The 15,160-nt window shown below is 38.4% G+C and carries 11 protein-coding genes; 8 read left to right on the forward strand and 3 right to left on the reverse strand.

Features of this window, described 5'->3' with window-relative positions; all coding sequences use genetic code 11:
• Window positions 1-13: 13 nt before the first annotated feature.
• Entirely contained in the window at window positions 14-607 is a 594-nt protein-coding gene (locus AC1TO5_RS06325; protein ID WP_482061960.1) for an ANTAR domain-containing response regulator, read from the reverse strand.
• Window positions 608-994: 387 nt separating this feature from the next.
• Between AC1TO5_RS06325 and nirB the strand changes: the two genes are divergently transcribed.
• From nirB to cobA, 4 genes are read left to right on the forward strand one after another with little or no spacing between them, the layout of a single operon-like run.
• Window positions 995-3,436, forward strand: coding sequence for a nitrite reductase large subunit NirB (nirB, locus tag AC1TO5_RS06330; RefSeq protein WP_482061961.1), 2,442 nt, complete (start codon window positions 995-997; stop codon window positions 3,434-3,436).
• Window positions 3,437-3,448: 12 nt separating this feature from the next.
• Complete coding sequence (gene nirD, locus AC1TO5_RS06335; RefSeq protein ID WP_482061962.1) at window positions 3,449-3,763, forward strand: nitrite reductase small subunit NirD; 315 nt, start codon at window positions 3,449-3,451, stop codon at window positions 3,761-3,763.
• A 50-nt stretch (window positions 3,764-3,813) separates the two neighbouring features.
• A complete protein-coding gene (locus tag AC1TO5_RS06340; protein WP_482061963.1) occupies window positions 3,814-4,668 on the forward strand; it encodes a formate/nitrite transporter family protein in 855 nt (284 codons plus the stop codon).
• Between the two features lie 8 nt (window positions 4,669-4,676).
• Window positions 4,677-5,444 carry a uroporphyrinogen-III C-methyltransferase gene (cobA, locus tag AC1TO5_RS06345; RefSeq protein WP_482062478.1) on the forward strand — a complete coding sequence of 256 codons (768 nt, stop codon included), beginning with the start codon at window positions 4,677-4,679 and terminating at the stop codon, window positions 5,442-5,444.
• Window positions 5,445-5,592: 148 nt separating this feature from the next.
• Here the strand turns inward: cobA and AC1TO5_RS06350 are convergent, their stop codons facing one another.
• Window positions 5,593-5,763 carry a hypothetical protein gene (locus tag AC1TO5_RS06350; RefSeq protein ID WP_482061964.1) on the reverse strand — a complete coding sequence of 57 codons (171 nt, stop codon included), beginning with the start codon at window positions 5,761-5,763 and terminating at the stop codon, window positions 5,593-5,595.
• Window positions 5,764-5,959: 196 nt separating this feature from the next.
• On the reverse strand, window positions 5,960-11,695 hold the full coding sequence (locus AC1TO5_RS06355) for a collagen binding domain-containing protein (protein ID WP_482061965.1): 5,736 nt from the start codon (window positions 11,693-11,695) through the stop codon (window positions 5,960-5,962).
• A 678-nt stretch (window positions 11,696-12,373) separates the two neighbouring features.
• On the opposite strand from AC1TO5_RS06355, the gene AC1TO5_RS06360 reads away from it, so the two are divergent.
• The 4 genes from AC1TO5_RS06360 to AC1TO5_RS06375 are packed head-to-tail and all read left to right on the forward strand — an operon-like array spanning window position 12,374 to window position 15,145.
• Window positions 12,374-12,931: an accessory gene regulator B family protein gene (locus tag AC1TO5_RS06360; protein ID WP_482061966.1), complete on the forward strand. Its 558-nt coding sequence runs from the start codon at window positions 12,374-12,376 to the stop codon at window positions 12,929-12,931.
• A 2-nt stretch (window positions 12,932-12,933) separates the two neighbouring features.
• On the forward strand, window positions 12,934-13,092 hold the full coding sequence (locus AC1TO5_RS06365) for a hypothetical protein (RefSeq protein ID WP_482061967.1): 159 nt from the start codon (window positions 12,934-12,936) through the stop codon (window positions 13,090-13,092).
• Between the two features lie 19 nt (window positions 13,093-13,111).
• On the forward strand, window positions 13,112-14,413 hold the full coding sequence (locus AC1TO5_RS06370) for a sensor histidine kinase (protein WP_482061968.1): 1,302 nt from the start codon (window positions 13,112-13,114) through the stop codon (window positions 14,411-14,413).
• The gene (locus tag AC1TO5_RS06375) at window positions 14,414-15,145 is read left to right on the forward strand and encodes a LytR/AlgR family response regulator transcription factor (protein WP_482061969.1); all 732 of its coding nucleotides are present in this window, start codon (window positions 14,414-14,416) and stop codon (window positions 15,143-15,145) included.
• Window positions 15,146-15,160 lie beyond the last annotated feature (15 nt).

A 15,160-nucleotide genomic window follows, 5' to 3' on the forward strand; every position in this document is an offset into this window, starting at 1 on the left:
GCGCCCCCTCGATTTATTTCAATAGTAATTGATAAGCCTTTACGATCGATGAAGCAACGTCAACCATTCGTTTGCGATCATTCATAGCTTGTTTGCGTAGTAAATCATAAGCTTCTGCTTCGGAAATGTTTTTCATTTTACATAAAATATCTTTAGCTTTATCGATCCATTTTCGTTCCTCAATTTTTTCTTCAAGTAATTTACGTTCTGTTATCCATTGTTGGCGTTCAAAGCATTGTTTGGCTGCAAAATGTAATGCCCAGTGTAGTTCGAAGTCATTCATGTTTGCTGTTAATATCCCATCGATAGAAGGATCATTTTCACAAAATTCTCTAGACTGCTGTGACGTGGTTTCATTGCACCACCACAGAGTGGGTAGTCTTTTCAGTGTTGTAAGTATAGGAGTCCAATGATTTACTTCATCTAACGATAAAATATATAAGATCATATCAGCATTGATGATTTCTTTCTGGGCTTGTTTTGTGGTGAGAGCGTGATTAACGAGATATCCACATTCCTCCAAGAGATGTGTAGGTAAAGCTACTTCGGAATCTGTGGTTGACCTCGAATCAACAGTGTAGCCTGAGAACATTAATATTGAACGCATATGGGAGACTCACTCCCTTCCTAATGAGTATATACATCTTGCATGTTGTATAATAACTAACGTATGTTAATATATATAACACAGAAGGTGATGTATGTCGATATTTTCAAAAAAATAAAAAAACTGTGTTACATATCTTTACATCAACCTAAAGGGTGTAGTATATTGAGTTTATCGAAATTGAATAGCAAAGATTCTCGGATACAATGATGTATTCGATTGAAGCGGCAATGGAGCCTGACTTCGCAATTTATGCAATTTATGACACGCCATGCGTGTGTCATAGTGCAAATTGTGAGTTAGGCTTTTTCTAGTTTCATTGGTCAAATTGATTACTTAGGAAAGGTGTAGTAAGTCGGTTGGGTAATGTGGAGAGGAGAGATAATTATGGTAAAAAGAGAGAAATTAGTATTAATCGGAAATGGTATGGCTGGAGTAAAGGTGATCGAGCATCTACTTAAGTTGGCACCTGATGCCTATGACATCACGATTATTGGAGAAGAGTCACATCCTAACTATAATCGGATTATGTTATCTTCTGTGCTTACAGGTGGGGCAGAAATGAAAGAGATAATTATTAATGATATGAATTGGTACAAAGAAAATCGTATTCAACTGGTTACAGGGCAAAAGGTTACGAAGATGGATACGAATCGTCGAATTGTAACGACGCAAACTGGGATGGAGTTTTCGTACGAGACGGCAATTATTGCTACAGGCTCAAAACCGTTTATGCTACCGATTCCGGGAGCGGATAAAGAAGGAGTTATTGCCTTCCGAGATATACATGACTGTGAAATTATGATGGAGACAGCCAAAAAATATAAGAAAGCGGTCGTTATTGGTGGAGGTTTACTTGGTCTTGAAGCGGCACGAGGTCTACTTCACTTGGGGATGGAAGCTTCGGTCGTTCATATTCACGATTATCTAATGGAAAGACAACTCGATGAACCTGCATCACGAATGTTACAAAGAGAACTTGAATCACAAGGGATGGAATTTTTGTTGAATAAGCATTCGGCTAGTATTACAGGCCGTGGCCGAGTCAAAGCACTCCAATTTACCGATGGTAGTGAAGTGAAGGCTGACTTAATTGTTATGGCAGTCGGAATTAGACCTAATATTGAACTTGCCAAAGCATCAGGAATTGAGATTAATCGAGGTATTGTTGTCGATGATTTTATGCAGACGAGTGTGCCTGGTGTATATGCAGTGGGTGAATGCGCGGAACATCGCGGTATTGCGTATGGTCTTGTAGCTCCGCTGTATGAGCAAGGGGCAGTTCTTGCGAAAAAGCTAGCAGGTGTTGACACTGCTGGTTATGCAGGCTCGGTTACTTCAACAAAACTTAAGGTGTCTGGGGTTGATGTTTTCTCTGCTGGTCGATTTGTTGAAAATGTAGGTACGAAGGCATTACGTATTCAGGATGATCTTAGTGCCACCTATAAGAAAATTGTTATTGAGAATGGAAAACTAGTAGGCGCTGTGTTGTTTGGTGATATATCAGATGGACCGGAATTATTCTCCTTAATTAAGAAGGGTGAATCAGTCGAAGGTAAAGAAAAGGAATTACTGCTTGGTATCCCTTTAGATCAATTGGGAGGGCAATCATCTAGCTTAAGTAGATACGAGTCGATGGCCGAGGATGAAATCGTGTGTGGATGTAATGGGGTATCTAAGGCGACGATTACTGATGCAATTCAGACAAAGGGTTGTACAACAGTAGCTGGAGTTAAAGCGTGCACGAAGGCATCGGCTTCATGTGGTGGTTGTAAACCGATTGTAGAAGGTTTGCTCAAAGTGTATGCAGGAGATCAAGTAGGTGAACCTGTTAAGGAAGGTATTTGTGGATGTACAACATTGAATCGAGATGAGATTGTAGCGGAAATTACGTCTATGAAGCTATTAACCGTGAAAGAGGTTATGAACGTACTAGGCTGGAATCAAACCGAAGGCTGTACCAAGTGCCGACCAGCGCTCAATTATTACCTCGGTATGCTATATCCAGAAGAGTATATAGATGAGAAGGAGTCACGTATTACGAATGAACGCTATCATGCCAACATTCAAAAAGACGGAACATTCTCAGTTGTACCGCGAATTTATGGTGGTGTGACCTCACCGGCTGATTTGAAAAAGATTGCTGAGGTGGCCGAAAAATTCGATGTGCCTATGGTTAAATTCACTGGTGGTCAACGTCTTGATTTGTTAGGTGTGAAGAAGGAAGATTTACCGAAAATGTGGGAAGAGCTCGATATGGCGTCTGGTCATGCCTACGGTAAAACATTACGTACTGTGAAAACATGTGTCGGTTCCACCTTCTGTCGGTTTGGTACTCAAGATTCGATCTCGATGGGAATTCGTATGGAGAAAGCATATGAGCGTTTGAATGCTCCGTCTAAAGTGAAGCTAGCTGTATCAGGATGTCCACGCAACTGTTCGGAAGCTACGATTAAGGATCTCGGTGTTGTTGCAATCGACGGTGGCTGGGAACTTCACGTTGGTGGTAACGGCGGTGTGAAGGTTAGAGTGACGGATTTTCTTTGTGTCGTGAAAACAGAGGATGAAGTAATGGAATGGTCATCGGCGTACCTACAACTGTATCGCGAAAATGCAATTTGGAACGAGCGTACAGCGCATTGGATCGAGCGAGTAGGTCTAGATTATGTGAAAAGCGCGCTTGCAAACCAAGAGGATCGATTGGCCCTTGTTGATCGAATTGAGAAGACAATCAGTCTAACGACAGATCCATGGAAAGAAATTATTGAAGACAAAGAGCTTCGCAAAAACTTTGAACAACTTACTGACGTACAGTCAGCAATGAGATAGGGGGCAGCGGTTATGGCTACAAAAACTTTAATTGGAAAGATATCTGATATCGATGTGAAAAGTTCGCGTAAATTAAGAATTCAAAATATTGATATTGCTGTCTTTCATCTATCCGATGGAAGTGTGCTAGCGGTAGAGAATAAATGCCCACATAAAGGCGGTTTGCTTTCGGAAGGTATGGTATGCGGAGGAAAGGTGCATTGTCCATTACATGATTGGAAAATCGATATACGTAGTGGTCGCGTGCAAGAACCTGATGATGGCTGTGTTACAACATTTGAAACTGAAGTAGATAGAGAAAGTGGAGATGTCTATATTACAATCTAACTTTCCGGCTAATTAATTTGGATAGAGTTTATTGAAGGAGTGAGTGTGGAATGAGCTATGTCAAGCCTGCGGAAGTATTGGAAACAATGATTGAAAATGGTGCAAATAAGGCCAACTCTAGTGCAATGCAAACGATTATTCGTGGTTCTCTAGGAGGAGCAATACTTGCGTGTGCGACTACACTTGCCTTCACAGCTACTGCGCAAACAGGAATTGGTCTTGCAGGAGCGATCGTCTTTCCAGTTGGTTTTGTCATTATTGTGTTGCTAGGTTTGGAGCTTGTAACAGGTAATTTTGCATTAATTCCGCTATCCGTACTTGAGAAGAAAACGACGTTCACCCGCATGCTGGCGAATTATGGGTACTCTATTTTGGGGCATTTGATAGGCTGTGGCTTCTATGCACTTCTATATATTATAGTTATAACGAATATGTGGTCGAAAATGGATGCACCGATGATCCAGAACCTGATTAATGTTGCTGAAGCAAAAACATTGGGCTACAAAAGCTTAGGCTCTGAAGGGATGTTACTTGTATTCGTCAAAGCGATACTGTGTAACTGGATGGTAACACTCGGTGTTGTTATGGCGCTAACATCAAAGTCAACAGGTGGCAAAATTATTGCAATGTGGCTCCCGATCTTAATTTTCTTCGCACAAGGCTTTGAGCATGCGGTTGTCAATATGTTCGTTATACCCGCTGGGATGATACTTGGTGCTAATGTGAGTGTGGGGGATTGGTGGTTCTGGAATCAAATCCCTGTTCTTATTGGTAACTTTTTAGGTGGTGCAGTTTTCACGGGTTTGCTAGTATATTTATCGCATAAAAAGGGAACTACAATTTTCCCTCGGAAGCTCCAAGTAGTTAAATCAGAGCTCCAACAAGAGAAAAACGGTGTATTATGAGAGGTGCAATTGGCAAGGTCTATATTGTTGGTGCAGGACCGGGTGATCCAGAGCTTATTACCATTAAAGCGATACGTCGTATCCAAGAAGCGGATGTCATTATGTATGACAAATTAGTTAACGAACAATTACTGGAGTATGCACGACCAGATGCGGACTTAGTTTATTGTGGTAAGGCACCAATGCAGCACACGATGACGCAAGAGCGAATTAATCGAGCTTTGGTAAGCTATACGTTGAAAGGGAAGAAAGTTGTTCGTCTCAAGGGTGGAGATCCTTTTGTTTTTGGTAGAGGTGGAGAGGAAATATTGGAGCTAGCTGCTAATGGTATTGCTTATGAGGTTGTGCCTGGTGTTACGTCTGTGCTTGGTGCAACAGCTGGAGTCGGTATCCCTATCACTCACCGAGGGTATGCTGCATCATTTGCTTGTGTTACTGGTACGCGATGCCAAGAGGGGAGTAAGCCAGTACGTTGGGATTTACTTGCACATAGTGTCGATACATTAGCAATATATATGGGGGTGAGTCAATTGGCCGATATACAGGCTCAGTTATTGGGCAATGGTAAGTTACCTTCTACTCCAGTGGCCTTAATTGAGCAAGGGACGACGGTTAATCAAAGAGTGTTTACTGGCACGCTTGAAGATATGAGTGAGATAGCTACTCGCAATAAATTAACAAATCCCGCGCTTATTATTATTGGAGAGGTTGTTCGAGTTAGAGAGGAATTGCGTTATGCCTATCAGCAGGCAGAGTTAATGAATAAAATTTCATAGCTGAAACCTGCTAATAGAATAACGACATTACAAATCGAATGAGTATTCTTTATGTAACTGAAATTGAATAATCATGAATCGACAATTTAATAAGCCGCTGTATACGTGCTATAGGTACGTTTACAGCGGCTTATTTGTTTTGTATAGATTACTGTGGTTTGTTTTTTTTGTACTCTTCTAAAGTCAATCCGGCTTCACTAGCCGCTTCTTCAGCAAATTCTACATCGTGTTGATTAGATCGTTGTAATGGCGTTTCCTTCTCATTGTTTTGCTTAGAATTGTTATTATTCTTTTTATTGAACTGATCTTTGAAAGACATAATATCTCCTCCTTTATGCAAGATAACTCTATTTTTCCACAGTTAGTGCAAAATTATGTATGTATAAGACGATTAAAGCTAGCTTACGCAACGTTCCTCACTATTGTAGGCGAATCGTATCGATTGAAGGATCATATAAAAGAAGCGTACATTCCGAGTGAATGTACGCTTCTTCTTATTGAATTAAATTATCAATTTACTGCTTTTGTGTTTTTCTCTTTCCGAACAATAGCAAAGCTATCATTAGCAATGCACTTCCTACGAACAACCAAATCATCATAGATATTGAATCTCCTGTTTTCGGAAGCTCATTCGGCTTACTGCTTTCTATTGATGGCTGGTTTTTCGCCAAGTTCGATAGAATACCTGTTACTACATCAATATCAATCATTCCATCAACGATTTCTTTCTCTTGTGATGTAAGATTATCATATTTTGCAATAAAGTCCTTCAAACCAGTAATTGTTTCTTCCAGCTTAGTAGGATTTTTCTTTAATTCCTCAACAATTTGAGGGATGTTTGGTACTTCGTATTTCGTTCCAGGTTCGCCTGGTTTTGAAGGTTTTCCTTCGAATCCTGGCAGATTAGGAATTTTATTAATAACTTCTTCTAGTTCCGGCGTTTTTGGTACTACTGGAGTTGGCTCCGGTGTCGGAGTTGGCTCTGGAGTCGGTCCCGGTGTCGGAGTTGGCTCTGGAGTTGGTCCTGGTGTCGGAGTTGGCTCTGGAGTTGGTCCCGGTGTCGGGGTTGGCTCTGGTGTTGGTTCCGGCATTGGCTCTGGGTCTATTGTCGATTGTGTAGGCTTAACAGATGCTTCACACTTACCATCTACAATAATTTTTCCAATATAGCTTGTCCGTGTAGTATCATCAAACACATAATATGTGCCTGGCTCGATTGTATACGGAATAATTACTTTACCAGCAACATCTGTAGTACCTGTAGCGATGACATTAGCATCTAAACTACGACCATCTTTAATAACAATAGATGCATTTTCACGAGGTTTGCCAGATACATTTTTCACCGTCAATGTGAACACTGGGCAAGCGTTGACTGGAACATTTACAGCTGCTTGACAAATTTCATCAACATAGCTAACTGTAAAGTCTCCTAATGTAACTCCTGCTTCATTCACTACAGTATACGTTTTACCTTGCTCTAGCGTAGCCTTATCAGTGAATATGATTTGACCATCATTGTTAGTAACAGTTGCTTCTACAAGCTCACCAGCTTCGTCTAAGATTGTAATTTTAACATTTGCACCGACAGGTTGGAAGTCATTGTTATTTACAGTTAGTGTAAATGTCGGACAAGCATTTTTAATTACAATACCTTTACAATTGTCTTTATAAGTGACTTGTACAGTATCGATCGCTTCACCAATTGATCCATCTTCATTCACTTCATGAACAGTAACTAGTCCTGGAGCTTGAACAGTTGGTAATTGGATAATACCATTTGCATCTGTTGTATAAGTCGTTTCAGTTCCAGTGTTATCTTTAACGATAACTTTCGTGTTCTTCTTAGGTGTAACACCATCTGGAGAGATTACTGTAATTTCAAATGTTGTACAGCCGCGAGGTTTTGCTACCTCTGCTTCACAATCTTCTGTATACGATACATGGAAGCTTCCAAGTACTTTGCCCGCTTCGCTGCTTGAACCAGAAATAGTTACCTCATAGTTACCTGGTGGTAATTCATAATCTCCCAGAACTTTAGGTGATTCGAATGAAACCTGTCCATTCAAATCTACAGTTTTCACAATTAGGTCATTCGTCACTGTATTTTTAACTGTAACTTCTGTACCTACTGCAACTAGACCGTCTTCATCTTTCACAGTTAATATGAATGTTGGACATGCAGGTAATGGTTGCACAGTCGCTGCACAATCTGTACCTACTGTGAACTCACCAAGCTTCATGCCATTAGCATCATGCACCACGTATTCGCCTGGTGTTAGATTTGGAAGATCTACTATACCATTTTCATTTGTTATTTCAGTTGCTACTAGAGTATTAGGAGCATTTGCTTCAAAAATCTTAATTTCTTTCGTATCTAGTGGCTGACCGTTTGCATCATTTGCAGTTAAAATAAATACTTCACATACTCTACTTACTATTAATGTAGCCTCGCAATTACCAGCTTTATAGCTAATGATAACTTTGCCTAAATACTGCTTACCCTCATAAAGCTTATATTCGCCTGCAGGTGGTATTGCTTGTGGATCTGATAAATCTATGTCAAATTTACCATCTTCATCTGTCGTTGCAGTAGTAATAAGATTATTTAAGCTATCTCTCAATTCTACTTCTACACCTGAACGTGTAGCGCCACCATCAGCTACAACTGTAATTGTAAATGCTGGACATGCAGGTAGAGGTTGTACTTCGTCGTAGCAGTTGTTTTCCTCGTATTTTACTGTTACAGTACCAAGTGTTTGATCGTTTTCATTTTTAACAGTATACTGACCTGCTGGAACTTCGTTACCGCCAGTACCTGGACGATTGATATCGGAAACTTGTCCGTTTCCGTCAGTCGTACCTGTGTATACTACAGTTCCTTTACTGTCTTCAAAAGTAATTTTTTGTCCGACAGCAATTTTTCCATCAATATCATACACTGTTAATGTGAAGATTGAACATGCATTTGACGAAGGATCTAATTCTTTATTATTTACAAGTTCAATTACTTTTGCCGTGTTTGCAGCTAATTTCGTATCCGTATCAACATCTAATTTGATCGGATAATCATTCATGATCTCGTAGCCTGATGGCGCTGCTTTTTCTCTGACTTTGTAGTTTGCATAGTTTACATTGTTAAAGGAAACATTACCAAGATCATCAGAGGTTGCAGTAGCAATTACATACTCTACACCTTTAACTGTTTTTATCAGCTCAAACTCAACATTTTCCAATGGTACCTTCACACCTGAAAGTGTGCCATAACCAATTTTGTTAAATACAAGACTTCCTTTTGTTAGTGAAAAGTCTGCATCCGATGAGCTGAAGCTAAAGGAACCATTGTGTTGATCTGCTGTTTCTTGATTATCGGCTGTCTCAAATCCGAATTTGATTTTGGCATCATTGCTGAATGCCTCACCGATTTTACCAAGTACAAGCGTCTCATATCGTACTTCGTATCCTTTTTTGTTCAATTCACCAAAGTCAATTTCAAAGCCACCATTAGCCTGAGGTGTTACAGTGAACCCTAATGTAGTAGGATTTATCCATGCTCCACTAGTGGAAGTACCTGTATCCTTATTCACACTATAAGGTCTTACCTGAATTGTATCGACTAACAGCATTTGGTTCCCAGATGGACTATCCGTTACTTTAACCTCACCCAAATTAGATAATGAACGATTGACATTTAGTGTCCAAGTTAATTTTTCAGTAGAAGAATTACTACTAGGAGCACCTTTTGTAATCAATTCATTCGCATTCTTAACTGTGGCAGAGGCTGGCCATGTGTACGTCGCTTCTGTTCCAGTTTTTGTTATGAATTTTGCTTCATTGGTATATGGTTTTGATTTGTTGGCTACAGTACTAGACTCAATACCAATAATATTGTCAGAATCCTTTGTTTGATACTGCACAATATATACTTTGTTGTTGGCTGTACCTAAATTATTAACAAATTCTAACGTGTAGCTTTGATTGTCTTGAGCAACATCTAAATCATATAATGATGGATCCAATGGGGCTCCCAAAATACCAATTTCATCATTATTAGGATCTGTCAGTGTAAATTCATTAATTTTAAATGAACCTGGAACAAATTCATGCCCTTCACCGATTGTATCTACTAAAACAGCATTGTTAATATTTTGCTTGTTAATGTTGAGCTTAATGTTCCAGTTGAATACTTGGTCTACGTAGTCATAAGATCCTTGTTTGCGTCCGTTGTTAACTGAGTTTGTATCAGGCACATATTCAGCTGTTTTCTTAACTGAGTATGCTTTATCAGTTGTCCAACTAGCAGTAGCTGTATTTCCATATCCCTCTGTATAGACAGAGCCGTCTGGCTTAATGTCATAGGCTGTTGTATAGGTAATCGTTGCGGTTTTTCCTTTAGCAACCGTACCACCTGTAAGTGTAAAGCCATTAGCATTAGTTGCAATAGAATGCCCCGTCATATTATTATCCACGGTAATATCAGCATCACTGATAATGCTGTCATTATTAGCATCAACTAAAGAATGCTTAGCATTACTTGCTCCAGCTGTAAATACATCTGTAATCTCCAATCCCGTGATGTCCACTCCATTGGCATTATCTGCAGTCACTTTAATCGTCCACGTAATTTCTTTCTTGTCTGTATCGACTGTACGTGTTTTTGTTAAAATACCTTCATTTAGCCAATGTTGAGCTGTTGCAGTTCTATTGATCCCTTTTACAATAGATCCACTTTTAACAGTGTTAGTAAGTGTCATTTGACTGTTAGCATCATAGAAATCATTCGGTAACTTCGCATCATATGTAATGCGATAAGCTTTAGTAATATCACTGTCAAATTGCAGTTTGAAGCCGTTAGCAATAGGATCTGTGTCGAATCCTGAACCAATTACCGTACCTGAACCTACACCATTTCCATTATCATCTACTGTCATTTCATAGACTTTAATTGTACTAGTATCAATGGCATGTCCAGTAGGCAATGTATCCTCTAACCAAGCATTCGCTTGAGTAATAGCTGCTTGATTATAGTTATAGCGAATTTCCCACGAAGATTTGTAATTGTCAGCCGTACCGCGAGATTTTGCTAACGCTGTGCCGTATGTTGTAGAAGTAGTTGTAGTAGCACTGTCAGAATTAGGGCCCGCTGTTAATGTAAAATTATTGGAGAAGGATTTGGTGCCTTCTTGTTCTGCTTCACTTAAATTAACCTTCGTTTGATAAGTGATTTTGTAAGCGTCTCTTCCGTTTAATGATACCCCGTTAAAATTACCGCTAGTTACAGGTGTGAAATATGAAGTAGCGGCAACACCGCTCAAACCCACCTTATAAGCTTCAATAGTTACAGAGTTTGGTACAACTGCATGACCAGTTCCTGGTGTATCGGTTATAGTTGCGCCAGTTAAATTTCTACCAGCTTTATTAACCCACACTTCCCAATCAATAAAACGCTCACCATTAACAATTTTCACATCTGAAGCTTGCTTTGTGACCATTTTTTGACCGCTTGAAGAAGGTAGGAAGGTTAAAGAAATTTCATCCTTGCCTCCCCCAACTTTAGGGATTTCCAACGTTTGATCTAATTCATCACTCGTAAAAGTAAAACCAGAAGTAAAGTTCATTTTAAACTCAACGCCGAATGATCCTGCAAAATCTACTGAAGGATCTTCATCCATAGTTACTGTTACGATATTACCGCTTGTCGTCCAAGAAAATGCTGGATTAGCGGGACTGCCTACCTTACTGCCATGAAAGTCGTTATTAAAGTCAATGAGCGATGCTGGCAGAATGAATGTGAAAAAGTCTCCTGCCTTTACATCCTCAGGTAAATCCAATCCAAACACAAACGTTCCGGTTGCAGTTGTATCTTGCGCCAGTTCTGTATCAAATGCCGGTGGTGTTACAAGAGTACCATTAAAGCTAAGCTCAAAATCTACCAAGCCTACACCAGTCATTTCTACACCTTGTCCAAGAGCCAAAAGCACCATCGGAAAATCTTCTGTTACTTCTTCAGTTGCCCCTTCTTCGGGTGCTCCTTCCTCTGATGCTTCATTATCTATTTCCGCATCTTCAGTTGGTGTTGATCCATCTGCTGCATCCTCACCAGTTCCATCATCAACCAAATTATCTCCAACTTCTTCACTAGCTGAAGGGGGTTGTGATAGTAGATCACTTTCAGCAAATACTGTAAGTGGACTAAATAACATTTGAATCACTAACAGCAATGCAAGTATTGAAGTACTAATTTTCTTCATTTTTTTTCTCCGTTTCTTGGATTGGAGAGATTTCTTACCGTTTGCTAACAATACGCAGTTTCTTTCTACTGGAAGGCTGCAACAATCAAACGGATGGTCTCTCTCATTCCAGTGTATTCATCGACACAAAAATACTATGCCCTTAAGAAGTATGTAAATAAGTTGTCTTATCACTCAGTAAAGAAGTAATTCGCATTTGCGACTTTTTTACGAGCTCATGACTATTTGTTCGCCTCCCTTAAAGTCATGTTTTTATCTTTTTCGTCAATTCTTCTAATTATATAAAAAAGAACTCAACAATTTCTGAACAATACTAGAATACTAGAATACTAGACTTTAGAAATTGAAGCAATTGGCAAAAAGACCTACAATGGACTGCACCTTGAAATAAACTACTAGAAGATGCAACCATACAATTTGATAGGGCAAAAGCAGTATAACAAATCTGAAGTGACCCCGAAAAGTTATATAAAGATATTTCAATAAGCAACTTGTTTTAATGGAGTCAGATTATATCGAGCTCAGTTACATTTTATCTTTACAATTAAATACATAAATGTGAAAATGGAATATAGAGATACAAAATATTACGATTATGCTCAAATACAGAGCGTTTACGACTTAATACTCAAAAACTATGAAAAATTTGGTAGAATAATGCTAGAAAGGGGGAGGACAATGGAAGGTGTTGCTAATTACTTGTTCGATCGACTAGTTCGAGAGAACCACACAACGTTAGAACGGTCCAAATTGAATTACGGGATTCGAATTATGCTAACTAATCTAGCGACTATAGTATCCGTATACTCGGTAGCTACATTGTTAGAATGTTTGCTAGAAACGATGATTACTAATGTAGCTTTTTTTCTCATTAGACAGGTTGCTTTAGGATATCACTTTAAGTCACTATTCCAGTGTATTGGCTACAGCATTATCGGATTTCCGCTTGTAAGTAAGTTAATCACATATGTATCTGTATCAGATTGGATTGTCTACACGATATTTGCACTTACAGCATTAATTGTTGTCATAATTGCACCTATCGGCACAGTAAAACAGCCAGTATATAATGATAAGCATCGATTATATTTACGTAAAAAAATTTGGATACGACTTGGTGTGCTGTTATTAGCGATATTACTCGTTCCAACCGTACTCAAACCTTTTATTGCTTTAGGATTAGTACTTGAATGTGCAGTGCTGATCGTCCAAAAAATTATAGTTGGGAGATGTTAGGTATGAGTTTAGTTCACAATGTAATGGGAAAAATGCAGGGGAAAATCGCTGCAGGTGTTATTTTGTTAGCAGGAATTGCTGCCGCAAGCTCTTGTACATTGTTCTTTTTTGAAGAAGAAGTACCACATGACATTCAAGCTAATCTTTCTCAATTCAAATAGGTAATAGGAAAGGCGAAAAATGCGACAGTTTGAAATACTTGCCCATGGCGTGTTAGAGTTTTTTTTCATATTTGGTGGTTTCTTTTATATGATGAGTATTAAACCAACAATGAAAATTGTAGCACTACTTGTTGGAATCGTAGTAATACCTACCTTATTGTTATTAATATGGAGCCCGCAGTGGTTGGTCATTTGCTATTTACTTATTTCGACTGTCGTTATTTTTTGCTATACAACGAAGTCTTTATTGAGCGCAGTTAGTTTGTGTATATTAGTGGTGGGCGGAATAATCGCCGACCACTTTTCGATATTGCTAGACAATTATATGATCGACAGCTTAGGCAATACTTCAATGGTAATCAAGTTAGTAATATTTTGTTTCATCTACATTGTTCTTATTCATTTGTACAAAATGTTTATTCGAAAAGGAAATAAAGTATTGAATGTCCCATGGTTTGTACAACTATCATTAATGATCATTATGATTGTTACTGTAATCGTGATATATCTGAACATCTTTATACCGGCTAATGCTGAAGAGGTAGAATTAGTAAAAGTTAATTTACTTGTGCAAGCGAGTTATTTTATTTCAATGATGATTTTAGGTAGTTTACTAATGTATTACTTCAAAAAACGAAACAGTATACGGCAAAAAGAAATTGAGTTTGAGCAGTTTCTCTATTATATGAAGGAACTTGAGCAGGTGAATCAAGATATGCATAAGTTCAGACATGATTACGTCAATATATTACTGACTATGCGTGGTTTTCTAGATGATAATAATATGGAAGGGCTGAAAAGCTACTTTCATGACCATATCATTAAAGTAGAGCAGCAAACATTGCATCATAATCTAATGTTTATGCAACTGAAAAATATTAAAATTTCTGAATTGAAAGGGTTAATCGCAACCAAGGTTATAGCAGCTGAAAAGTCAAACGTGCTTGTTAATGTAGAGGTGCCCGATGAAATTGTAGATATTAATATGGATATTATCGATCTAGCTCGAATTATTGGAATACTACTTGATAATGCAATTGAAGGTAGTGAAAATATTCCATACGCCAAAATTAATCTAGCTATATTGTTAACGATAGATGGTGATGTTGTTATTGTAATTGAGAATCGAACAAATCTAACAGACATTAATATATCGCGACTATTTGATGAAAACGTATCGACTAAGGGGAGTCAGCGAGGGCTAGGATTATCAACGGTTCGAAGTATCATTAGTAGCTACCCGAATACGGTGATAAATACCTCTATTGATAGCGAATGGTTTATTCAAGAGGTAGTTATTGAAACTAGGAGGGTTAGTTAGATGAAGGTTATTATATGTGAAGATGAGTTGGCACAGCGACAACTAATACATGCGACGATTATCAACTATGCGATGTTCAGCGAGCCGTCGATAGAGGTTGTATTAAGTTCATCTGGTCCCAATGAAGTGCTTACTTATTTGAAGGATTATCAAGCGGATTGTTTTTTTCTTGATATTGAATTAAATGCGGCGCTAACAGGCATTGATTTGGCCGTGGAGATTAGAAAAAAAGACCCTTTAGCAAATATTATCTTTGTTACGACTCATGCGGAAAAGCTAAAATTAACATTTACTTATAAATTGGCTGCACTTGATTTTATTGTGAAGGACAACTTTGAAAGATTTACAGAGCAGGTGAAGGAATCGTTACAAGTAGCATTTAATAAATATGTTCAAATCGGTCAAGTAGTTGATACAGACTTTTTCCAAATTAAAGTTGGTGAAAAGATTAAAAATATTCCATATCATAATATTTACTATTTTGAAACGTCTGCTCAGCAACATAAGATCGAACTGCATGAAAAGAATGGCAGATATGAATTTTACGGTAGAATTAAAGAAATAGAAGAAATCAACGGCCCGTTCTACCGTTGTCACAAAAGCTATATTGTTAATATTAATCATATTAAGGAAGTAGACAAGCGATCGAAGCTACTAACGATGAGCAATGGAGCGTTATGTCCAGTATCATCCCGATTAATGAGAGAGTTGATAGAAAAAATAGAATTATAAAAAAATGATAGAGTA

Source organism: Paenibacillus sp. Y930 (assembly GCF_056786375.1).